General features: G+C 39.8%; 13 protein-coding genes. 12 read left to right on the plus strand and 1 reads right to left on the minus strand.

Translation table 11 applies throughout. The features are described from left to right. The first annotated feature begins 1 nt into the window (after position 1). The 3 genes from AC04Q1_RS20275 (at position 2) to AC04Q1_RS20285 (ending at position 6,719) form a co-directional block, all read left to right on the plus strand. Positions 2-4,855 (plus strand): chemotaxis protein CheB, encoded by a 4,854-nt coding sequence (locus AC04Q1_RS20275; RefSeq protein WP_478366388.1) that lies wholly within the window; start codon positions 2-4, stop codon positions 4,853-4,855. Between the two features lie 816 nt (positions 4,856-5,671). Further along, positions 5,672-6,151 carry a hypothetical protein gene (locus AC04Q1_RS20280; RefSeq protein WP_478366389.1) on the plus strand — a complete coding sequence of 160 codons (480 nt, stop codon included), beginning with the start codon at positions 5,672-5,674 and terminating at the stop codon, positions 6,149-6,151. Between the two features lie 286 nt (positions 6,152-6,437). Further along, positions 6,438-6,719 carry an Rdx family protein gene (locus tag AC04Q1_RS20285; protein WP_478366390.1) on the plus strand — a complete coding sequence of 94 codons (282 nt, stop codon included), beginning with the start codon at positions 6,438-6,440 and terminating at the stop codon, positions 6,717-6,719. 161 nt (positions 6,720-6,880) lie between these two features. On the opposite strand, the gene AC04Q1_RS20290 is transcribed toward AC04Q1_RS20285, so the two are convergent. Further along, positions 6,881-7,063 carry a hypothetical protein gene (locus AC04Q1_RS20290; protein WP_478366391.1) on the minus strand — a complete coding sequence of 61 codons (183 nt, stop codon included), beginning with the start codon at positions 7,061-7,063 and terminating at the stop codon, positions 6,881-6,883. 265 nt (positions 7,064-7,328) lie between these two features. Here AC04Q1_RS20290 and AC04Q1_RS20295 point away from each other — a divergent pair, with 265 nt between their 5' ends. The 9 genes from AC04Q1_RS20295 (at position 7,329) to AC04Q1_RS20335 (ending at position 24,397) form a co-directional block, all read left to right on the plus strand. Beyond that, positions 7,329-9,191: an ATP-binding protein gene (locus AC04Q1_RS20295; protein ID WP_478366392.1), complete on the plus strand. Its 1,863-nt coding sequence runs from the start codon at positions 7,329-7,331 to the stop codon at positions 9,189-9,191. A gap of 203 nt (positions 9,192-9,394) precedes the next feature. Beyond that, positions 9,395-11,050 (plus strand): arylsulfatase, encoded by a 1,656-nt coding sequence (locus tag AC04Q1_RS20300; RefSeq protein WP_478366393.1) that lies wholly within the window; start codon positions 9,395-9,397, stop codon positions 11,048-11,050. Positions 11,051-11,225: 175 nt separating this feature from the next. Beyond that, positions 11,226-15,221, plus strand: a complete 3,996-nt coding sequence (locus AC04Q1_RS20305; RefSeq protein ID WP_478366394.1) for a two-component regulator propeller domain-containing protein — start codon at positions 11,226-11,228, stop codon at positions 15,219-15,221. Between the two features lie 202 nt (positions 15,222-15,423). Next, the gene (locus AC04Q1_RS20310; protein ID WP_478366395.1) at positions 15,424-16,686 is read left to right on the plus strand and encodes a BNR repeat-containing protein; all 1,263 of its coding nucleotides are present in this window, start codon (positions 15,424-15,426) and stop codon (positions 16,684-16,686) included. A gap of 14 nt (positions 16,687-16,700) precedes the next feature. Next, on the plus strand, positions 16,701-18,872 hold the full coding sequence (locus tag AC04Q1_RS20315; protein WP_478366396.1) for a glycoside hydrolase family 43 protein: 2,172 nt from the start codon (positions 16,701-16,703) through the stop codon (positions 18,870-18,872). Continuing rightward, positions 18,869-20,005: a glycoside hydrolase family 88/105 protein gene (locus AC04Q1_RS20320; RefSeq protein WP_478366397.1), complete on the plus strand. Its 1,137-nt coding sequence runs from the start codon at positions 18,869-18,871 to the stop codon at positions 20,003-20,005. Before AC04Q1_RS20315 ends, AC04Q1_RS20320 begins: the two co-directional genes overlap by 4 nt. A 15-nt stretch (positions 20,006-20,020) precedes the next feature. Beyond that, a complete protein-coding gene (locus tag AC04Q1_RS20325; protein ID WP_478366398.1) occupies positions 20,021-21,268 on the plus strand; it encodes a DUF2264 domain-containing protein in 1,248 nt (415 codons plus the stop codon). Positions 21,269-21,345: 77 nt separating this feature from the next. Continuing rightward, positions 21,346-22,467 carry a glycoside hydrolase family 43 protein gene (locus tag AC04Q1_RS20330; RefSeq protein WP_478366399.1) on the plus strand — a complete coding sequence of 374 codons (1,122 nt, stop codon included), beginning with the start codon at positions 21,346-21,348 and terminating at the stop codon, positions 22,465-22,467. Between the two features lie 106 nt (positions 22,468-22,573). Beyond that, complete coding sequence (locus AC04Q1_RS20335; protein WP_478366400.1) at positions 22,574-24,397, plus strand: glycoside hydrolase family 35 protein; 1,824 nt, start codon at positions 22,574-22,576, stop codon at positions 24,395-24,397. Positions 24,398-24,399 lie beyond the last annotated feature (2 nt).

Consider the following 24,399-nt stretch of genomic DNA (forward strand, 5'->3'; position numbering starts at 1 on the left):
GATGGAACAAAAGCAGGAAAAGGAAAAGCAAGAACCGGTATTGAATAAGCGCTACGACAAATATATTGTAGCCATTGGTGCATCTGCAGGAGGCCTGGAAGCCATTCACGAATTCTTCGACCACATGCCTGCAAACTCGAGTTTTTCTTTCGTGGTTATCCAGCACCTTTCATCAGACTACAAAAGTTTATTGGTAGAGCTTGTGGGCAAACACACCCACATGAAGGTATTTGAAGCGGCAAACGATATGGCCATTCAGCAGGATTGTGTATATATCATACCCAATAATAAACTCATGACCCTGGTAAAGGGACGGCTTAAGCTTGCGGAGAAATCGCAGATTAAAGCACCCAACACAGCCATCGATCACTTTTTATATACCCTCGCTAAAGACAAAAAAGAAAAGGCCATAGCCATTATCCTCTCCGGAACCGGTACAGACGGTACCAAGGGCATACAGAGTATAAAGGAAAACGGCGGGATGGTTATTGTTCAGGAACCTGCTTCTGCCAAATTTGATGGCATGCCCAATTCGGCCATCGCGTCTGGCAATGCCGACCATATACTGATCCCTTCGAGGATGCAGGAAGAACTTTTCAGTTATGTAAATGAAGAGCCTGTTAAGGTACTCGAAAATGGTAAGGTGAACGAAGAGCTGCTCGATGAAATATTTAAACTGGTACATACCAGCAGCGGTAACGATTTTAACCTTTATAAAACCCCGACTATTATCAGGCGCATTGGCCGGCGAATGAACGAAAGAGGTATAAAAAAGCTCGACCGTTATGTGGATTTTTTGCACAACCATGCCGATGAAGTAAAAATTTTAGCACAGGATTTTCTGATTGGCGTAACCAAGTTTTTTAGAGACGGCCAGGCTTTCGAACAGCTTTACGAGTATGCCATACAAGATATTGTCGACAGGAAAGAAAATGGCGATGTCATAAAAATCTGGGTCTGTGCCTGCAGTACCGGACAGGAAGCGTACTCCATTGCCGCCCTTGTAAACGATTGTGTAGATAAATCGGGCAAAAAGATTGAGATTAAAATATTTGCTTCCGACATTGATGAAAAGAGCATCGAAATCGCTTCCCTTAATCAATACCCGATTTCGGTAAAGAAGGAAATCCCTGCTAAGCTGTTTAAAAAATATTTTATACAGGATGGAAAGCACATCAGTGTGGTGGCAAGTCTTCGAAAACAAGTGGTGTTTGCCAAACACGATGTGATTAAATCGCCTCCTTTTATTAAGAACGATCTGGTGACCTGTAGGAATATGCTCATTTATGTAAACGGCATACTCCAGGAAAAAATCCTTTCGATCTTTCATTTTTCCTTATTGCCAAATGGCTACCTGTTTCTCGGATCGAGCGAAACCGCTTCTTCCATGAAGGCGGGACTTACAGAGATATCGAGTAAATCAAAAATCTATAAGAAAACCGGAAAAATCAATTATTCAACCTACAATACCTACAATACAGGTACAAAAACAACGCTGGGGCAGGAACGGAAAAAAGGACCGCATGCCGAAACGATACAAAGTCCTTTAGAAAAGCGTTTGGCTGATTTTCTTTCGTCAGACCTGGGATACGTTGCCGTTTTTATTGATAAAGGATACATTATGCAGGATGCAGTTGGCGATTACCGTCAATATTTATCACTGCCTGAGCAAAGCATTGAACTCAATATCCTGAAGATGGTACCCAGAGAGGTATCTATCGTACTCAATACCGGATTGAGAAAAGCCTGGAAAGACAATAAAAAGACGGAGTTAAAAAAGATCCGTTTTAAGCAGGCTAATGAAGATGTTTTTGTTGATATCGCTATTCTACCGGCCTCTCCTGATCATACCAATGGCTTTACCATGGTGGTTTTTGTGGAGCATGTTTTAGAAATACTGGCCGATAAAGACGAATTTGTACTGCCGGGCTTCCATGATGCCAGCCAGTCTGAATATGTGTTTGAACTGGAAGCCGAACTGAACGAAACCCGTTCGAACCTGCAGATGGCCGTAGAAGAAATGGAGACCACCAACGAGGAACTCCAATCGAGTAACGAAGAATTGCTATCGGCCAACGAAGAGTTACAATCGAGCAATGAGGAACTCCAGTCGTTAAACGAAGAACTGCATACACTCAATACCGAACATCAGTTAAAAATCAAAGAACTGATTGAGCTTAATGATGACCTCGACAATTATTTCAGGAGCACCGATATCGGCCAGATCTTTCTGGATTCGGGAATGTTTATCCGCAAATTTAATCCGGCGGCAGTTAGCATGGTTAACCTCATCGAGGCCGATATTGGGCGGTCGATTGAACATATTTCGAACAATATCAAGGCCGAAAACCTTACCGGCGACATTAGAAAAGTGCTGCTCACCGGGAAGGTAATTGAAAAAGAAGTACAACTAAAAAATAATACCCGCTGTTTGATGCGCATCATGCCTTATCTGAGGAAAGACAGGCGTGCAGATGGGGTGGTGATTTCTTTCGTAGATATATCTAAAATTACCGAGCTAAACAATATCATTAGTGGCGTTTTTAATGCCAGCCTGAATGGGATTTTGGCTTTTAAAGCGGTGAGGGATAACAAACATTTTATTGCAGATTTTGAATGCAGTACCTATAACGATTCGGCCCTGAGTATTTTAAAGAAAAACAGGACAGAGCTAAGTGGTGCAAGGTTAATGAAAATGATACCAGAGCTAACGGTAGGTAACCTGTTTAATAAATATGTTGGTGTGGTCGAAAATGGCAAGGTGCTCGAAACAGAACTCCAGTTTTCTAAAGAGCAATGGTGCCAGCTGATAGCGGTAAAAATGTCTGACGGTTTTGTGGCCACGCTAACGGATATCAGTCAGCAAAAACTGGCTGAGCAAAAACTGAAGAAAAACTACAACGAGCTTTTAGGCACCCGCGAAAACCTGAGGCAGCTCAATGCCGATCTGGAATTGAAGGTAAAAGAGCGTACCCAAAAGCTTTCGGCAAGCGAGGAACGTTTCAATCTGGTTTCGCATGCCACAAACGATACCATATGGGACTGGAACCTGGCACATAATACCATGTGGCGGAGTGATAATTTTACGTCGATGTTCGGCTATCAAAAAGACGCACAGACCGAAAATATTTCATTCTGGTTTGATAAAATCCATCCCGATGACCGTGAGCGTGTAAAAACCAGCGTGTACGATGCCATTAACCATAACGAAACCCAGTGGACCGCTCAGTACCGTTTTGAAAAGGCAGATGGCACTTTTGCGACACTGCTGGATCGGGGAAGTATCCTGCTCGACGATTTGCAAACACCGTACCGCATGGTAGGCTCTATTGTTGACATATCCAAACTGGTGGATACGGAGGTAAGGTTAAACTCAACTGAGCGCAAGTTCAGGAAGATTTTCGAATCGAATGTAATCGGAATATTGTTTACAGATACGGAAACGGGGCGGATAGAGGATGCCAACGATATCTTCTTAAACCTCTTGGGTTATACCAGGGCAGATTTTGAAAAGGGAAATATCGATTGGATGCAGATTACGCCTGAAGCTTTTTTGCCGATCAGTAAAATATCGGCAAAATTATTAAAAGAAGAAGGCTTTTGTCCGCCGTTCGAAAAACAGTACCTCAACAAAGCAGGTATCCCTGTAGATGTTTTGGTGGGTTCGGCGCTTTTAGATGAGGAAGTTCCAAATGGGGCGGTAACCTATGTGATCGACATCAGTAAGCAGAAACATACCGAGAAAAAACGGGGCGAACTTCAAAAACTCATCAAGAAACAACAGGATGAGTTTTACAGCATTTTCAAAAACGCACCTGCACTCATCACCATCAGAAGGGGTAAAGGATTAAAATACGAATTTGTTAATGAAGCTTTTAAAACTTTTGATGGCGGAACAGATTATATCGGTCGTTCAAGGATTGGAAATGGTTCTAAGTTCGAATCGCCTGAGTTGTTAGCGATAGAAAATAAAGTATTGCTAACGGGAGAAACCTATGTTGCTAATGCTTACAGAATTGATCAGGTGAACCGGGCTACCGGAGATTCGATTGAAAAGTGGTTCGATATTATCATTAATCCTGTTTTTTCTGATCAGGGTTTAATTGATGGTCTTGCTTTCTTTGGATTCGAAGTAACCGATTTAATGAAGGCACAACAAGCTACCAAAGAGCTTATGCACCGCAAGGATGAATTTATGAGCATTGCCAGTCATGAACTAAAAACACCAATTACCAGCATTAAAGGCTTTTTACAGTTTGCACTGAGGATGGCTGAACAGCAGAAATTTGAAAAAATTCATGAGTTTGTAGATAAAGCAAACCGTCAGATTGGAAAATTAACAGCCCTTGTTGAAGATTTATTGGATGTAACCAAAATACAGGCCGGTAAAATGACTTTTAATTTTTCTGAATTTAATATTGCCGGCGTAATTGAAGATGCGATTGATGGTTTACAGGAAAGCATGCATGGACATCGCATTGTACAGGAGATTACGGATGTTCAGGTACATGCCGACCGTAACCGTATTGAGCAGGTTTTGAGCAATTTTATGTCCAATGCAATCAAGTATTCTCCCGATGCGGATAAAATTATAGTAAAGACCAGAACTGAAGGCGATTATCTGTTGGTTTCGGTACAGGATTATGGAATCGGGATACCTAAAGATAAATCGCAGTTTGTGTTCGACCGTTTTTTCCGTGTGGAAGCTTCATCATATAACTTTTCGGGGCTTGGCCTGGGCTTATATATATCAGCCGAAATTGTGGAGCGCCATGGTGGTGAAATTGGTGTTAACAGCAAAGAGGGCGAGGGTTCGGTATTCTGGTTTAAGATTCCGTTAAAAGATAACGATTAGAATAAGCATTTGGTTATCAGGATGATGTTGTATGATGATCTAGATAAAGTAAACAAATTGCTTCATCTATGTCACTATAGTTCCGCTAACACAGGGTTTTTGGAAAGGGGTAAGCATGAATATGCATACCCTTTTCTGTTTTAACAACGTTTTAGGGGCATACTTGCATTTTGTTCAATCTTCATATACTTCACCCTTTCAGGTTGTATGTTAATCTCAACCATTTCGATAATTGCTATGTTGTTTAAAAATGGATGATAGGGCAAATTTAATTTTGGGTATAATTTTTTTACTGGCAGGTGTTTTTGTTTTCTACATTATTTTTAAACCCGACCGGGAAAAGCGGAGATAAGGGTTTTGTTTTCTTAGCGCACGCGTCACGCGTGTGCATTAAAATGTTGCTACATCCCCTAGCGCATTCGCAATGGTATGTTAAGTCTATTAGTCAAAGGCAAATATAGTTTAACCACAGATGGACACAGATCCATACGGATTGTTGTACCTGTGTGCATCCTTTATTTGTTGTTAAAAGTCCCAACTTAACTACGTTGAGTACACGTGATACATGTATGATTGAAAAATCTGAACTTAATATTGAATAAAACGTCTGTTTTTTTTTTCATTTTCATATATTTAAACCATAGTATATTTTATATTAAAAACTATCTCATCAGCTATCCCATGGTTATGATGGTTAATTATCCCACATTTAATAAAAAAACAAGGCATACCCATTTTTTGCATAGCAATCTGTTAGAGCATGTTTTTTAGAGGAATTATCAATTAACCTTAATATTTATATGAAAACCATTTACCATGAGTTTAAACAACAAGATTTCGGCTAAAATTACGGTGGAGCAATCAGCCGCCATTGATGCAATATTCGAAGAATTCAAAAAAGTTTTAGCGCCACTACTCATCATCAATTTAACTGCCCAAGAACGTAGGGAAACGCTTATAATGGGTGAAAAATCCCTGGCTTTTGTAAATAAAACATTAACTTATGCCAAGCAAAACCCAAATTTGGTACCTAATTATATCGATTTAGAAGAAGCGATAAACGATAGTAATCTTGCCGCTAAAATTTATGGCATTTTCCAGCAGTTGAGTACGATGTTAAGGGCTATGGAAGATACGGGTTTGGTGGCTGGTAGCGAAGCTTATCAGGCTGCTTTAAGTATTTACCATTCCATAAAAGGGGCTAGTCGGTCTAATATCCCCGGTACACAAGTGATATACGACGATTTGAAAAAACGCTTTCCAGGTCGTAAAAAGCACATTGCGACATCAGAATAGTAATCATTTTGGGAAAAGGATATCTTCTGAGATAGAAAAATGATGTGTTTGATATGAAAGAATATATCTGGAGATAGAAAAAGGGTGTGTTAGATATGAAAGAATATATCTGGAAATTGAAAAAAGATATTACGGATATGAAAGAATATATCTGGGTATAGAAAAATGATGTGCTGGATATAAACGCATAGGGCCAGAATTCGGGTTTTTTAATTCCATCATCCATCTTAGATTTTTCATCACCTAAAAACCCATCATTTTTTGTACCCTTGTAAAAAATACTCCAATGGAAAAATCACTCATCAGTATTACCTATTGTCCTAAGTGTGGGTGGATGTTGCGCTCGGCATATATGGCACAGGAAATTTTAACCACTTTCGTTAATGACGTAAAAGGAGTAGTGTTAATGCCAAGCGAAACATCGGGCGTTTTTAAGGTATTAGTTGGCGAAAAATTGATTTTCGATAGAAAGGAGATGCAGCGTTTCCCTGAAATTAAAGAATTGAAACAGCTCATTCGTGATGAAGTGAACCCGTCAATGAACCTGGGGCATTCTGATGTTAAATAACTAGGCTATCGATTGTCTGCTGATGAGGAGAGAAGAATATAAAAAATGTTATATATAATATCTATCTATTTTATACACATTTGGGTGGTTGATGGAGGGACTGTTAATTATTGATTAAACTTATTCAGACCGTTTATCATCCGAAAGTGTTTTCGTGAGCGTTAGCGAATGGCTAAAATAAGTTTGCCCGATTTAATCCTGAAATAATAGGTTAAATAAGTTCTGTGTTTTAAAACCTCAATGCTGCTGATGGTTCCGGAGCTGCCAGACATGTCAGAAATAACATCGCCAATCTTTAATTGCTCCAACTGTTTGATAGGAGTTAAGGTATCAATACATGTCATAAAGGTGAAATTAAGGCTCTTTTAGGCTTTTTAATAAGATTATCGTATCAAATTGTACATTTCACGATTATGTATAGTAAGAATTAAGACATTTTCACTCATTAATGGAGTTATTGAGTTAGGCCGTAGAATATTAATATAAGTGAAATTTTTCTTATCTAAATTAACAAAATATTTCTTGGTTTTAAGTATTTTCATACTCATTTTGAGCGCTTTAATTTATTGAGTTTTTCCAATAAAAACAGAAAAACCGTATTAATTAGATATGATGAGAAAGATATTGTTATCAGTTTACCTCCTCTTTTCTGTAAATTTATTTGGCTTTGCGCAATTGCCTGAAGTGGAGAAACTAAGAGCTTCTTTAAAAGTGGTATCAGATAGCTTAAAATATGTCGATGACTTAAACCGACTTGCTATGTTGATGTACGAAAGTAATGTCGACAGCACCTTTTACCTCGCAAAACAGGCAAGAGAAATTTCCTTGAGACACAATTATGAACAGGGCAAAGCTGATGCATTAAACAACCTTGGTATTTTTTTTAATTTAAAGGGAAGCAACCAACTTGCCTTGTATTATTATAGCTTAGCCCATACCAATTATATTTCTATCGGAGATTCGGTTAACATGGTACAAACCATGATGAACCTTGGAATTGCATATCATGCCATTGGCAACTTTGAGCAATCTATTAAATGGTTCGATGGGGCTGCCAAAATGGGTAACAAACTCAGTAATGATTCGATTATGGGGCGTGTTATTTTGAACTACTTGTTCGCATTTCCACAAAAATTCGATAAGAAAGCGACAAAGGATGGGATTAATAAAGTTGAAAAAATTAGTCGGAGATATAATGACGAACGGCAATTATTAACGCTGCAAGCAGTTACTGCAAGTGATCTGTTATCGCAAGGGAAGGAGAAAGAGGGACTCCAGCTATATCTGCATGTTATCGATATTGGCATACAAAAGAAGTTATTTCACACGGCTATGGATCAGCTGGCCTTTATAGGAGATATTTTGGCAAAAAAAGATTCTGCCCTTGCTGTAGCAAAATATCAAGAGGCGCTTAAAGTTTCCAATGAAAGTGGTTTTTTGTCTTACAGTAAGGTAATTGCTAAAACCATGTTCGAGTTTTATCGTGCACGTGGAGACAATATCAAGGCCGTATTATACGGGCGCAAGCTAATCGAATTGGATGAACGGGAGATAAAGCTCAATAATTCATCCAATATTGATTACATGGATTATGCACTTAAGGAACAAAAAGTAGCTGCATTAACTATACAATCTCAATATCAGGTTGTTTTGATCATCGTTATTACAATTGTCTGTGTGCTCGCACTGGCTATATTAATTGTGGTTAAGGAAAATTTAAGAAAAAATAAAAGGTTAACTGAACAGGTAACCAGTCAGAACGATAAGTTGACGGGAACCTTGCTCGCTTTAGAGCAAAGTCAGACCGAGAACACCCAAATGCTTAAAATTGTTGCCCATGATCTTCGGAGTCCTATTGCCGGCATACATTTATTAAGTAATTTGATGATTGATGAAAATAATCGTTCGTCTACAGATCTGGAAATGCTTAAGCTTATTAAAGACTCGAGTAAAAATTCACTTATACTGGTTAACGACCTGTTGCACATACAATTTAAAATAGAAAAACTTAATAAAGAGCTAATAGATTTGGCCGAACTCCTCGAATACTGTGTGGCCTTGTTACGGAATAGTGCATCAGCTAAGAAACAAATAATTAATCTGCAGGTAAAACAGGTAATGCTTTTAGCGAGTGGCGAAAAACTTTGGCGTGTGATGAGTAATTTGATTGGGAATGCAATTAAATTTAGCCCCAAGCATGCAACAATAGAGATTAGCATGGTACAAACTACCGAAGTTGTACGTTTAGGAATTTCAGATGAAGGTATTGGGATTCCACCAGATATTGAAAACAGAATTTTCGACATATTTACAGAAGTAAAAAGGACTGGTACTGATGGCGAAGAACCCTTTGGCCTTGGTTTGGCGATATCAAAACAGATTGTAGATGCACATGGTGGGAAAATATGGTTTGAAAGAAAAACAGATAAAGGCACCATATTTTTTGTAGAACTTCCGTTCTTAGACAGTTAACTGATATAGTTATCTCTCCGTTGCGTATAGCAAATTATTTAAATAATAAATAATACTAATCCTATAGAATTTATATATTTGAATAATACAGCTCAATTGTTAAAATTTAGTTGTTGTTTTTGAGTTGATCAATTGCATGAGTATACAGAAGGCTGCTATTGATTTGATTGAGAACAGTTTTAAGTTTAATAACCCATTCACCTATGAGTAAACTGATCCAAATTTTAAGCTGTGTGACTTTTCTAATCTTTTTTAGTGGCACAAAACCTAAAATTTCCCCTCCGGTAAAAGAGCCAAATATTCTTCTAATTATGGCCGATGATATGGGCTTTGCCGATATCGGCTGTTATGGAAGCGAAGTAGCTACTCCAAATTTGGATAAACTTGCGGCTGGAGGTATCCGGTTCAGGCAGTTTTACAACAATGCAAGATGCTGCCCTACCAGAGCCTCTCTGCTCACAGGCTTGTATCCGCACCAGGCGGGTATAGGACACATGTCTAACGATCCGGAAGACAGTACTAGTTTTAACTACGGACTTCTAGGATATCAAGGCGCCTTAAACAACAAATGTGTAACCATTGCAGAGGTTTTAAAAACAAGGGGGTATCAAACTTTAATGAGCGGTAAATGGCATGTGGGTTATCATGGCGAACAACGGTGGCCTTTGCAGCGCGGTTTCGATAAATATTATGGTTTATTGGCAGGTGCAACAAATTATTTTAATCCATCGGGTGGCCGCGGACTCATGCTGATGAACAATAAGATAGCCCCTGAAGGCGAAAATTTTTATCTTACCGATGCACTAACCGATTATGCCATTAAATTCCTCGGAGAAAACAAAAAGGAAAGTAAAGCGCCGTTTTTTATGTATTTGGCTTATACCAGTCCACACTGGCCATTAAATGCACTTGAAGCCGATGTTCAGAAATACCGTGGTAAATATAAAAACGGATGGAAAGCGCTTCGCAGAGAAAGATACGTACGTATGAAAAAGCTAGGCGTAATAAAAGACAATACTTTATTGAGCGAAGACGATGGTGCCGACTGGGATAAACTTTCGCCCGAAAAACAGGACGAGATGGATCACCGCATGGCACTTTATGCCGCTCAGATCGATCGGATGGATCAAAATATCGGTCGCGTGATTAAAACACTCGAAGCTTCAGGCGAACTGGATAATACTTTAATATTTTTTCTTTCTGATAATGGTGCCTGTGCCGAAGGGGGCGAACTTGGTGGAGGTTTGCCACAAAACCTGGGTACCAAATTGGGTTACATGCTCAGTTATGGCCAGTCGTGGGCCAATGCATCCAATACACCTTTTAAAAAATATAAACATTGGGTAAATGAGGGCGGAATTAGCACCCCACTAATCGTACACTGGCCAAAAACTATCCCTAAAACATCGTTGGGCAAGTTTACCGATCAGTATGGTTTTTTACCCGATATTATGGCTACCATTGTAGATGTGGCCAAGGCAAAATATCCTGCCAGTTATAAAGGAAACATCATCACTCCATTGCAGGGGAAAAGTTTGTTACCTGTTATCCAGGGTAAAGATCTGGCCGTACATCAGCAGCCCATCTTTTGGGAACACGAGGGTAATGCCGCCGTTAGATCGGGTAATTTGAAACTGGTAAGCGAATTCCACGCCGGGAAACCTACTCAATGGCAATTATACGATTTAAGCAAAGACCGTTCGGAACTGAAAGACCTTTCGGCTGTTATGCCCGCCAAAGTTGATGAGTTGACCAAAGCCTATCAAAATTGGGCCAGTTCTGCAGGGGTGGTACCCTATGGGGAGATTGTTAAAATACAGGCCAAAAAGAAGAAAGTGTCCAAGATAACCCCGCAATAAGGTTATGGTTAACGTAGAAGAAATCTTACCATTTTTACTATTTAATCCTAAGAATGGCGCGTAGCTGAGTTTTGGGAAAATATGTATATTCGTTTCATACCAAGTATACCCCGGTACTGTTTTTTCTATGTTCCACATCCAGAAGATTTCCGCGTGCCTCATACTCTTCGTATGGATGTGCACAGGTATTTGTTTTGCCCAGCCATCAGCTATTCCCATTAAGTATCTGGGCGTAGAAAACGGGCTGTCCAATAATGTGGTAAACTCTTTATACCTAGATCGTTTTGGCTTTATGTGGATGGGTACGTATGACGGCTTAAACCGTTACGATGGTTACCACTTTAAGATCTTTAGAAACGGTTGGGGCGACGAATATTCTTTGGTAAACAACCACATTACGGTGTTAAACGGTGATGCCAAAAACCGGGTGTGGGTAGGTACACAAAAAGGGATCTCTTACTACGATTACGCCGATTCGAAATTTCACCAGCTGAGTTACAAAGAAAAAGGAAAGCGGAATGATGTAAATTATGCTATTAATGCCATTGCAGTTAGCGCCGCTTCCGTTGTATATGCGGCTACCGATGAAAAAGGCCTGTTTATGCTTAAACAAGATGAAAGCTTGGCTCAGCGTATTCCTTTTGGCAAAAACAGCGATTTCTCTGTAAAAGCTTTATATGTTGATGAGCAGCAAAGCCTCTGGGTTTTTATTAAAGATATCGGACTTTGCAGGTACGATGCGGGAAAAAATAGCCTCCGTTTGATCAATGCTACATTGCGCTCGGTAACCAGTATTACAAAAGGTGACAAACAAAATCTCTGGATCGGAACCGAGCATGGCCTTTTTCAGTTCAATAAAGCCAATGAAAGCCTGAGCAAGTTTGACCAGCACCTGGGCAATGAGAATATCATGAACCTTTTGTTTGATAAACAACAAAAGCTCTGGATTTCGACGGATGGTGGCGGAATAACGGTTTACGATTCGAAAACTCAAAAAATCAGTTATTTATCTGCAGGAAAGGAAAAGCCTTGGTTGAGCAGTAATTCTGTTGCCCAGGTTTATGAGGACAAGGAATCGAGAAAATGGATTGCCACCTTACGTGGTGGCGTAAACATTATTGATCAGGAGAGTGAGCAGTTTAGTACGATCAAACATGATCCCTTAAAAAGTAATTCTTTGATTAACAACTTTGTGCTTTCGTTTAGTGAAGATGAAAACAAAAACATTTGGATTGGAACTGATGGTGGGGGCTTGAGCGTTTGGAACCAGAAACAGAATAACTTTACCAATTATGCCAAAACCAGCGAGCCAAACTCTTTAACCAGTAATTTTGTAACCAGCATTTTAAGCGATGCCGACCGGAATATCTGGGTGGCTACTTTTAGTGGTGGGATAGACCGTTTCGATAAAACAACAAAAAAGTTTATTCACTATAGCTGCTACAATACCTTTAAGGGTGTAGACGATATCAATATCTGGAAACTGTATCAGGATAAACAGCACAATATCTGGGTAGGTACTACAAAGGGAGGCGCCTTATACCGTTACAACAAAAACACCGATAAATTTGAACTCTTTGATCATAATTTAAAGGATATCCATACGCTGTTTCAGGATTCGAAAGGAAGACTGTGGGCAGGAAATTATACCGAATTGATTAAAATCGATCCGGTAAATAAGAAACACGAATACACGAAGATCAATTTTGCCATCAGGGCCATTCAGGAAGATTTTAACCATAAGATATGGATAGGAACAGAAGGCGGTGGCCTATTGCTTTTTGATCCGGATACTAAAAAAATAAAGCGGTATATCCAGAGCGACGGACTGCCCAGCAATTCTGTACTCAATATCCTTCAGGATGGACGCGGGGATTTATGGTGCAGTACCTATAACGGTTTATCGAAATTTGATGTTAGCCACCATACTTTTAAAAATTACTACGCTACCGATGGTTTACAGAGTAACCAGTTTAATTACAACGCAGCATTAAAACTCAGCAACGGTAATTTTCTGTTCGGTGGAATCGGCGGTTTCAACCTGTTTTCTCCTGATAGTATCAAAAAGAACAAACGTATCCCTAAAATGGTGCTGACCGATTTTAGGATCAACAATATTTCCCTCGATCAGGATTCGGGCTATAAAAACATATCGGTAGTCAATTTAGCGCGGATCGAAATTCCCTTTAGCGCCGCTGTAATTTCGGTTGATTATGCGGCCATCGAATTTTCGTTTCAGGATCAGATTTCTTATGCTTATTACCTCGAAGGCTGGGATCGCGACTGGAACTATGTAAACAAATTAACTACATCCTATTATTCGAGGTTAAACGAAGGACAGTATAAACTGCACATCAAAAGTACCGATACCGAAGGCGCCTGGAGCAATAACGAAAAGGTAGTCGTCATCAGGATTTTGCCGCCGTGGTATCGCACCTGGTGGGCCTATACCATTTATATTATTTTAGGCTCATCCTTGTTTTATCTTTTTCAAACCTATCGCAACCGCCAAAGAAGGTTAAAACATGAAGTAGAGATTACCAATATTAAAATGGAGCGTGAGAAGGATTTGAATGAGAAAAAATTGAATTTCTTTACCAATATTTCGCATGAGCTTAGAACTCCGTTAACCTTAATCGTTAATCCGATTAAAGATATCATCACTAAAAAAGATGCCGGACAGGAAAAGAACGATCTAAATGTGGTTTATCGCAACTCGAGGCGACTATTAAGCCTGGTAGACCAGCTGTTATTGTTCAGGAAAACGGAGAGCGAAAACGATGTATTGAAAATTGTGAGGATCAATCTTTATAAATTTACCAATGAGATTTTTCTCTGTTTTAATTACCTGGCGAAACAAAACCACATCGAATATACTTTTGATTGTGATGAGGAAGAACTGGATATTTTTGCCGATAAAGACAAACTTGAAATTGTATTCTTCAATCTGCTTTCGAACGCATTAAAGTTTACCCCTAAAGGTGGCTTTGTAAACTTCAGTGTTAAAATGGTGGGTATGCGGGTACAGGTAGAAGTGAGCGATAGTGGTCCGGGCATTCCGGCAAATGTGGGTGAGAAACTTTTTGATAAATTTTATAAGGTGATGTCGAACGAATCGTTAAAGATGGGATTTGGGATCGGGCTTTATTTAGCTAAAAACTTTGTAGAACTGCACAAGGGTAAAATATCGTTCCGTTCTAACCAGGGTAAAGGTACCATCTTTTTGATCGATATTCCGGTTGGTGAACCAAACCTGCAGCAGAGTGGTGTTTTTCAGAATGAACTCACTTATGTAAACGAACTGATTGCGCAAGAGGAAGAAGCAGAAAGCAACGATACCGAAAATGTGGGTAATCTAGAACTATTAATTTCCGATCTGCATTCGATTTTAGTGATTGATGATAACCCTGAGATTATCGATTATATCAAGCATATTTTTCAGGAAAACTTTAAAATTTACAGGGCCGAAAATGGTACCGATGGATTGAAACTCTGCAAAGAATATTTGCCTGATATCGTAATCTCTGATGTGAATATGGATGGCCTTAACGGGATCGAACTCTGTAAAGCGATTAAAGATGATTCTGCACTGAACCATATCCCGGTAATTCTATTAACAGGAGATCCAAGTCCGGAAGTAAAACTCAAGGGGATTGAAGTGGGTGCCTATGATTTTATCACCAAACCTTTCGATAAGGAGCTTTTTACGGCGAAAATAAATAGTATTATAAAAAACAGGACCAATCTTCAATCTTATTTCTATAATGAGATTACCTTAAAATCCGACGCCCACAAAGTATCGCAGGAGGATAAAGGTTTTCTGCAAAAATGTATAACACTAATTGAAGAAAACTTGATGGAAGACAGTTTTAACGTAAAAACATTGGCGTCTGATCTTGGAATGAGTCATTCTAATCTCTACAAAAGGATTAAAGCTACCTCTGGCCAGTCTATTAATGGATTTATCCGTTTTATTAGATTAAGGAAAGCTGCCGAGTTGCTGATCAATACCAATTTGAACATTAACGAAGCGGCCTTTAGGGTAGGGATAAATGATAGTAAATATTTTAGAGAGCAATTTCAGAAGCTCTTTAAATTGACACCATCAGAATTTATAAAAAAACACCGGAAAAGTTTTCATAAGTACTATAATATTAATGCCACCACATAAAAGTTACGCTATTTTATACTTTAAGAGGTATTTATCTTAAAACGCCCCCTGCAAAGTATGATTTAGCCCCCTGTGCAAAGCTTAAAAATTTCGGTACTTCGACCATACCAAATGTAAGAAATTGAGCAGCATAAATTGTAGCATGTATCCATCCCTTAATAAATGTATATTTTTAGTTTGTGGATTCACAGGGATAAGCCTGATGTGTATTGCACAAGAGACAAAGTTGAGTACCATTGCCAGTAACGGATGGGCCAATAACTCTGTAAACACCGTTATTTTTCGTAAAAATTCTTTAGTCACTTTTAAAAGCATGCAATATGCGGCTTATTATGATAATGAACAAAATGTGGTATTAGCAAAACGAAAAACTGGCTCACTCCGGTGGACGGTGCAAGCCAGCGCCTATAAAGGAGATGCTAGTGATGCCCACAAATCGATCAGTATTATGGTAGATGGCAATGGCTTTATACATATCGCCTGGGGGCAGCACAATAACAATTTAAACTATGCTCGATCGGTTTCAGCAGGTTCATTAACTTTAGGCAATAAACAGGTCATGCTTTCGGCAAAAGAAAATAAGGTGAGTTATCCTGAGTTTTACAAACTGGCCAATGGAGATCTGTTGTTTTTTTACCGCGATGGTGGTTCAGGCAATGGAAACCTGATGATTAACCGTTATAGTTTGCATACTCAAAGATGGACAAGGGTACAAGATGGGATGATCGATGGAGAAGGGGAACGAAATGCGTATTGGCAGGTTGCAGTAGATCAGGTTGGAACCATTCATTTATCATGGGTTTGGCGCGAAAGTCCTGATGTGGCCAGCAACCACGATTTATGTTATGCAAAATCTACCGATGGTGGTTTAACCTGGTTAAAATCTACAGGAGAAAAATATCCGCTTCCCATTACGGAGGCGAATGCCGAATATGCACTTAGAATTCCGCAGAAAAGTGAACTGATTAACCAGACCTCGATGTTTGCCGATGCAAAAGGCAATGTATTTATTGCGGGATACTGGCATGATGCGAACGAAAGTGTACCACAATATCACCTGGTTTTTAAAACAGGTGATCGCTGGAAGGTGAGCAATCTGAATTTTAGAAAAACCACTTTTAGTTTGAGTGGTACCGGTACCAAAAGGATTCCGATTTCCCGGCCACAGATTGTTGCCTGGCCAAACGGAACACACTATGCCGCGGGTATGCTGTTTAGAGATGCTGAACGGGGAAGCAAAGTATCCATTGCTTTAAATGATGAGCTTGGTTCTGAAAACTGGACTATTAAAGACCTTACCGAAACCAGCATTGGCGAATGGGAACCTACGTACGATACCGAACTTTGGAAAACTAAAAAAATGCTGAGTCTGTTTTTACAGAATGTTACCCAGATAGACGGCGAAGGAAAAGCCGACCAGGCACCCACCAAAGTACAGGTATTGGATTGGAAACCTAATCAATAGGAAATAACTTTAAAATGAAACATCCCTTAATAAAATATAAATGCGCTCTGCTGGTAGCTTTGTTCCTGGTCTCCGTAAACCTGGTACAGGCACAAAACAAAAAAACGGCTAAAACCGCTACAGGAAATACAGCTTATTTATTTGCTTATTTTACCGGAAATAATAAGGCAGAAGAGGCCATCCGTTTTGCCGTGAGCACTGATGGTTATCATTATAAAGCTTTAAATAACAATAACCCAATTATTTCCTCCGAAAAAATCAGCAGTACAGGAGGCGTGCGCGATCCACATATTTTGCGTGGTGAAGATGGCAAAACCTTTTATATGGTGGCAACTGATATGGTTTCGGCAAATGGCTGGGACTCTAACAGGGCCATGGTCTTGTTGAAATCAAAGGATCTGATCCACTGGACATCTGCAGTTGTGAATATTCAGAAACGTTTCCCAAATAATGAAAATCTGTTGCGTGTTTGGGCCCCGCAAACCATTTACGATAAAACCACAAAGAAATACATGGTCTACTGGTCGATGAAACATGGCAATGCACCCGATAAAATCTATTATGCATACGCCAACGCCGATTTTACCGATCTTGAGACGGCACCTAAACAACTTTTTCTTAGCCCGACCAATGGCTCTTGTATCGATGGCGACATTATTTATAGTAATGGAAAATACAATCTGTTTTTTAAAACTGAAGGAAATGGCAACGGCATTAAAAAAGCGGTTTCAGATCAGCTAAACAGTGGTTATGTCTTACAAGACAAATATTTGCAACAAACCAAAGAAGCAGTAGAAGGGGCTGGCGTTTTCAAGCTAAATCATAGTGATGAATATATCCTGATGTATGATGTATACATGAAAGGTCGCTATCAATTTACAAAAAGTAAGGATCTGGAGAATTTTAGTATAGTGGATAAGGATATTACAATGGATTTTCACCCCAGGCATGGAACGGTTCTGCCCATTAAACAAGAGGAATTAAACCGTCTGTTAAGCCAGTGGTATAGTGTTGAATCTGTTTTACAAAACCCGCTGAGTAAATCGATCAATCAAAATAATATTGTTCTAGACAGTGTAAACCAGAAAGTTGATCTGCCCGTAACCTACGGAACCAATTTAAAAGCTTTCGATCCCCAGTTCAATGATTTTAACCAGATCAGCATTGCGCCAAAGGGTAAACTTGATTTTGCAAAAGGCCCGCTAAAAATTAAAGTCAGTATTCCCAATCAACAGCCTAAAACGTACAAGATAAGTGTTACCGTAGCCAATAATCCTGCTTTAAAAGGGTATTATGCCGATCCTGAGGTTTTATATTCCAATAAAACGGATAAATATTATATCTACCCAACCAGCGATGGCTTTAACAATTGGAGTGGTACCTATTTTAAAAGTTTTTCGTCGACCGATCTGGTGAACTGGAAAGATGAAGGTAAGATATTGGATCTTGAAAAAGACGTTTCATGGTCGAAAAAGAATGCCTGGGCGCCAACCATTATCGAAAAGAAAGTAAATGGAGCGTATCAATATTTTTATTATTTCACCGCTGGCCAGAAAATAGGCGTTGCGGTTGCCAACGATCCCGCGGGTCCGTTTACAGATAGCGGCAAGCCGTTAATTTCGGGTAAACCAAGGGGAGTTAAAGGCGGACAGGAGATTGATCCGGATGTATTTAATGATCCAAAAACCAATAAAAGTTATCTCTACTGGGGCAATGGTTATATGGCGGTAGCGCCCTTAAACAAGGATATGCTTTCGATTGATACCAGTGCCATTAAAATCATTACACCGAACAAGGATTTTAGAGAAGGCACTGAAGTTTTTTATCGAAATGAAAAGTATTACTTCTTATGGTCGGAAGATGATACCCGAAGTGAAAATTACAGGGTGCGCTATGGCTTTTCTGATTCACCTATTGGCAAAATAACAATTCCTGAAAATAATCTCATCCTGGCGAAGGACGCTGCTCAGGGCATTTACGGAACAGGCCATAACAGTGTGATTAAAGTTAACGGGAAAGACGAATGGTATATGGTTTATCATCGTTTTACCCGGCCAAAAGGCATTTCGATGGGGGAGGCAGCAGGTTATAACCGTGAAGTTTGCATCGATAAAATGGAATTTAATGCCGATGGAAGCATTAAGCCTGTAATTCCAACCGTGAATGGCATTAAACCAATACAATGATGAATTTAAAATTATATAAAGCACTTTTCTTACTCCTGTTTTTTAACGGCATTGTGGTAAAAGCGCAAAACGTTGTTTCGAAAGAGGAGGTATTGGAGATGATCAACCGTGCAAATACCTATTGGCAAAGCAACAATAAACCTGATGTGCGTGCCTTTTGGGATCATGCTGCTTATCACACCGGAAATATGGAAGCTTACGAAATCACCAAAAACGAGGCTTACCGCAAATATTCAGAAGATTGGGCAGAATACAACAAATGGATGGGCGCAAAATCGACAGATAAATCCAATTGGAAATATAAATACGGCGAAACAGATGAATATGTACTGTTTGGCGACTGGCAGATCTGCTTTCAAACATACATCGATTTGTACCACTTAAAACCCGAGATATTTAAAATTGAAAGAGTTAAAGAAGTAATGCAATATGAGATAAGTACCACTAATAACGATTACTGGTGGTGGGCCGATGGTTTGTACATGGTAATGCCCGTGATGACCAAACTTTATAAAGTGACCGGCGATCAAACATACCTGGATAAGCTGCATGAATATTTTATGTACGCTAATAGCATCATGTACGACAAAAAGGAAAAGCTGTATTATCGCGATGCTAAGTACGTTTACCCGAAACACAAGACTGCCAATGGTAAAAAAGATTTTTGGGCAAGAGGTGATGGTTGGGTATTTGCAGGTTTGGCAAAGGTTTTAAAAGATTTGCCTGTTAACGATCCACATAGAAACGAATATATCACCAAATATAAAAATATGGCTCGGGCAATTATTAAAAGTCAACAGGCAGAAGGATATTGGACCAGAAGTATTCTTGATGCGCAACATGCCCCGGGACCAGAAACCAGCGGTACAGCTTTTTTTACCTATGGTTTGTTATGGGGGATCAATAATGGGTATTTAAAGAAAAAAACATACTTACCACCGGCTCAAAAAGCCTGGAAATATTTGACTAAAACTGCATTACAGCCCAACGGGAAAATTGGCTATGTACAACCAATAGGAGAGAAAGCCATTCCGGGCCAGGTGGTTGATGTAAACTCTACGGCTAATTTTGGCGTTGGTGCATTCTTATTGGCGGGATGCGAAATGTACCGCTATTTATCAAATCAGAACTAAATTTTTAAACAAAAAATGAAACTAAAGCATATTTGCATTACAGGACTACTGATTGTTTTGATTGGTGGGACTGCATTTGCCCAAAAGAAAACCGGGAGGACTAAAAACATTGTTTTAACCGATAGACAGTTTTGGTTGCAACAAATGGATAAAATGGTGAAGCCCGTTTTGTATAACCTGGCTAAGGACAGTTTAAAAATTGCCATGCCAAAAGTGACGTCTATCCATATCGACAACAAAGAACACCGCATTAAAGTACAATATGTAGAGGTTTTAGGCAGGGTATTAAGTGGAATTGCCCCATGGTTACAGTTAGAAGGCGGTTCGGCAGAAGAGGTGGCCTTGCGGAAACAGTATCGCGAATGGGCGATCCAGGGGCTAAAAAATGCACTGGACTCTAACGCGAAAGATTTCATGAATTTTGATATCGGTGGACAGCAGCTGGTAGATGCTTCTTATGTAGCGCTTGCCTTGGTGCGTGCACCGTGGTTGTGGGAAAACCTTGATAAGAAAAATCAGGAACTGATGATGCAATCTATTGTTACAACCAGAAGATTCAAACCTGTTTTTTCGAACTGGTTATTGTTTTCGGCAATGAATGAAGCTTTTCTGGCTAAATTCGGTTATAGCTGGGATCCAATGCGTGTTGATTATGCACTACAGCAAATGGAACAATGGTACACTGGAGATGGCATGTATACCGATGGAACCTCTTTCGCTTTTGATTATTACAACAGTTATGTGATCCATCCTTATTTGGCAACTTTATCGAATATCATCGGCACAAAAACGAACAGTTATAAAGACATGTTTGAGAAGATTAAAAAGCGTAACGAACGTTATGCCATTATTCAGGAAAGATTGATCAATGCTGATGGAACTTATCCTGCAACGGGCCGCTCTATTATTTATCGCGGTGCTGCATTTCACCATCTCGCGGATATGGCCTTGAGAAATGCGTTGCCAAAACAGTTGAGTCCTGCTCAGGTACGCTGTGCCTTAACCGCTGTAATCAGAAAAACTTTAGAGAGCCCTACTACTTATAAAAACGGTTGGTTAACCATTGGCTTGTATGGCGATCAGCCCAATCTTGGTGATTTTTACAATAACCAGGGTAGTCCTTATATCGCTTCCAATATCTTTTTACCATTAGGACTATCAGAAACCGATCCTTTTTGGGCAAATCCGGCAGAGAAATGGAGTGCACAAAAGATCTGGAGCGGCGAAAATTTCGAAAACGACCATAGTGCAAGTTTGAAATAAATGAGCGTACAGATTCCTGTATAAATAAATAGTTGGTTAAATTACCGTCTTTATAACTTTAAAAATTATTGATTAAAATGATGAACAAGAGAATCAGTTTTGTTTTAGGATTTATCGCCTTTAGTTTACTGCTAAACAGCTACGTTTCGGCACAGCAGGCATACACTTCTTTTAACCCGGGTAAAATTTGGAAGGATGATAAAGGTGTTCATATTAACGCACATGGAGGTGGTATTGTGGAGTATAAAGGAAGCTATTACTGGTTCGGGGAACATAAAATAGCAGGTGAAAAAGGAAATAGTGCACAGGTTGGCGTGCATTGCTATTCGTCAAAAGATTTATACAACTGGAAAGATGAGGGCATTGCGCTTCCGGTTTCCGAAGATTTAAAAAGTGATATCGCCAGGGGTTCCATCCTGGAACGCCCGAAAGTGGTATACAACAAGAAAACCAAAAAGTTTGTAATGTGGTTTCACCTGGAGCTTTTGGGTAAAGGTTATGCAGCAGCACGATCGGGCGTTGCAGTGGCCGATCGCCCAACCGGACCATACACTTTTATCAAAAGTTATCGTCCAAATGCCGGTAAAATGCCTTTTTATACTGAGGGAACACCTGAGCAAGATCAGGTGAACTGTGAAAAACCGGCCAATAAAAGTGATGGTTTTTTCTGTAGAGACTTAGCCGGCGGACAGATGGCAAGAGATATGACCGTTTTTGTAGATGATGATGGAAAAGCTTACCATGTATTTTCTTCTGAAGAAAATTTTACGCTGCATTTAGCCGAATTAACGCCCGATTATTTAGGGCATACCGGAAAATTCATCCGTATTTACGTCGGACAACAAACAGAAGCACCGGCTTTATTCAAGAAGAATGGAGTTTATTATATGATTGGCTCAGGTTGTACCGGTTGGGCACCAAATCCGGCAAGATGGTTCAAATCAAATTCCATCTGGGGCCCCTGGACATACATGGGGAACCCTTGTCAGGGTGAAGGGGCTAAATTAACCTACGGCGGCCAAAGTACACATGTTTTGCCTGCCCCGGGAAAAAAAGGTCAGTTCATTTTTATGGCTGATAAATGGGAACCCAAAAATGCGATTGATGGTCGCTACTTGTGGTTGCCGATCAAATTCGAGAATGATAAGATTTCGATAAACTGGACAGACGAATGGGATCTGAACGTGTTTAAAAAGTAGAAGAAAAACCACGATTTTATATAAACCCCGATGATGGATTGCGCATAAATGCGCAAAAGGGATTCCTTTTGCCTGAAAATTCCAATCATCTCAAAAAAAGTTAAAAATGAAAACACGATTAGTATGGCTGGCGGCGATATGTTTCTCCCTATCGGCATTTGGGCAGCAAGCCAAACACAGCTTTAAATTAGGAGATCATAATTTCCTGTTGGATGACAAACCTTTTCAGATTATTTCCGGAGAACTCCATTATCCGCGCGTTCCAAAAGAGGCCTGGCGTGCCAGGATGAAAATGGCCAAAGCCATGGGACTAAATACCATTGGTACTTATGTTTTCTGGAATTTGCACGAACCACAAAAAGGTAAATTTGATTTTTCTGGCAATAATAATATCGCCGAATTCGTGAGAATTGCGCAGCAGGAGGGGCTTTGGGTCATCTTAAGGCCAAGTCCTTACGTTTGTGCCGAATGGGAATTTGGCGGCTATCCATACTGGTTACAAACCGAAAAAGGCCTTGTAGTCAGAAGTACAGAAAAACAATACCTGGATGAGTATAAAAAATATATCCTGGAGGTAGGCAAACAACTAGCGCCCCTGCAGATCAACCATGGGGGTAACATCATCATGGTACAGGTAGAAAACGAATACGGTTCTTATGCTGCAGATAAAAACTACTTAGATGTGAACAGAAAAATGTTTATCGAAGCTGGTTTTGATGGACTATTATATACCTGCGATCCTGCGGCAGATGTTAAAGACGGACATTTGGCAGGTTTACTGCCAGCCGTGAACGGAGTCGATAATCCTGCAAAAATCAAACAGTTGGTAAATGAGAACCACAACGGTAAAGGGCCATATTTTATTGCAGAATGGTATCCGGCATGGTTTGATTGGTGGGGAACAGCACACCATACGGTTCCTGCTTCACAGTACACCGGAAAATTAGATTCAGTTTTGGCCGCGGGGATGTCCATCAACATGTACATGTTTCACGGCGGTACCACCCGCGATTTTATGAATGGAGCCAATTATAAAGATATTTCTCCTTACGAGCCACAAACGAGCAGCTATGATTATGATGCACCTCTAAATGAAGCAGGCAACGCAACCGAAAAATTCAGGGCTTTCAGAGGTGTGATTGAAAAATATCTTCCGGTAGGGCAAAGTTTACCTCCAATTCCCGCCGCTAAACCAAGCATTGTTATAGCACCTTTTAAATTGACCAGCAAAGTAGCCCTGTTTAATGCACTTCCAAGAGTGGTTAAAAACATTAATCCGCTAACCTTCGAAGATCTTCGCCAGGATTATGGTTATGTATTATACCGTACTACCATTAAGGGAGGAAAAAAAGGTGAGTTGCAGATAAAACAACTTCGGGATTATGCGCTGATTTTTATCAATCGGAAAAGGGCGGGGATTTTAGACCGCAGGCTTAACCAGAACACCTTGGCGATAGATCTTCCAGCCGGAGATATACAGCTTGATATTTTTGTCGAAAATATGGGCAGGATAAATTTTGGTAAGTATTTATTGGAAAACAAAAAAGGAATTACCGAACAGGTAAGCTTCGCCGGGAGTAAGATTAAAAACTGGTCGATGTATGGCTTCCCCTTTAACAATGATCGAATTACCGTTGCCACACCATCAAATGCAAAAGGAAACGGGCCGACTTTACAAAAAGGATCTTTTCAGATTACAACTGTTGCCGATACCTATTTAGACATGAGCGATTGGGGCAAAGGAGTGGTTTGGGTTAACGGCCACAACTTAGGAAAGTACTGGGCAATTGGTCCGCAACAAACCTTATATGTTCCTCAAGAATGGTTAAAAAAAGGAAAAAATGATATTTCCGTTTTAGAACTGATCAAACCTGATCAAAATGTTTTAAAGGCGATCGATCAGCCAATCTTAAACACAACAAAAAAATAAAC

It is taken from the genome of Pedobacter humicola (assembly GCF_056490705.1).

Excerpts from the sequence above, each read along its gene's own strand:
- AC04Q1_RS20275 (WP_478366388.1), top strand. The coding sequence starts at position 2 with ATGGAACAAAAGCAGGAAAAGGAAAAGCAAGAACCGGTATTGAATAAG.
- AC04Q1_RS20280 (WP_478366389.1), top strand. The coding sequence starts at position 5,672 with ATGAGTTTAAACAACAAGATTTCGGCTAAAATTACGGTGGAGCAATCA.
- AC04Q1_RS20285 (WP_478366390.1), top strand. The coding sequence starts at position 6,438 with ATGGAAAAATCACTCATCAGTATTACCTATTGTCCTAAGTGTGGGTGG.
- AC04Q1_RS20290 (WP_478366391.1), bottom strand. The coding sequence starts at position 7,063 with ATGACATGTATTGATACCTTAACTCCTATCAAACAGTTGGAGCAATTA.
- AC04Q1_RS20295 (WP_478366392.1), top strand. The coding sequence starts at position 7,329 with ATGATGAGAAAGATATTGTTATCAGTTTACCTCCTCTTTTCTGTAAAT.
- AC04Q1_RS20300 (WP_478366393.1), top strand. The coding sequence starts at position 9,395 with ATGAGTAAACTGATCCAAATTTTAAGCTGTGTGACTTTTCTAATCTTT.
- AC04Q1_RS20305 (WP_478366394.1), top strand. The coding sequence starts at position 11,226 with ATGTGCACAGGTATTTGTTTTGCCCAGCCATCAGCTATTCCCATTAAG.
- AC04Q1_RS20310 (WP_478366395.1), top strand. The coding sequence starts at position 15,424 with ATGTGTATTGCACAAGAGACAAAGTTGAGTACCATTGCCAGTAACGGA.
- AC04Q1_RS20315 (WP_478366396.1), top strand. The coding sequence starts at position 16,701 with ATGAAACATCCCTTAATAAAATATAAATGCGCTCTGCTGGTAGCTTTG.
- AC04Q1_RS20320 (WP_478366397.1), top strand. The coding sequence starts at position 18,869 with ATGATGAATTTAAAATTATATAAAGCACTTTTCTTACTCCTGTTTTTT.
- AC04Q1_RS20325 (WP_478366398.1), top strand. The coding sequence starts at position 20,021 with ATGAAACTAAAGCATATTTGCATTACAGGACTACTGATTGTTTTGATT.
- AC04Q1_RS20330 (WP_478366399.1), top strand. The coding sequence starts at position 21,346 with ATGATGAACAAGAGAATCAGTTTTGTTTTAGGATTTATCGCCTTTAGT.
- AC04Q1_RS20335 (WP_478366400.1), top strand. The coding sequence starts at position 22,574 with ATGAAAACACGATTAGTATGGCTGGCGGCGATATGTTTCTCCCTATCG.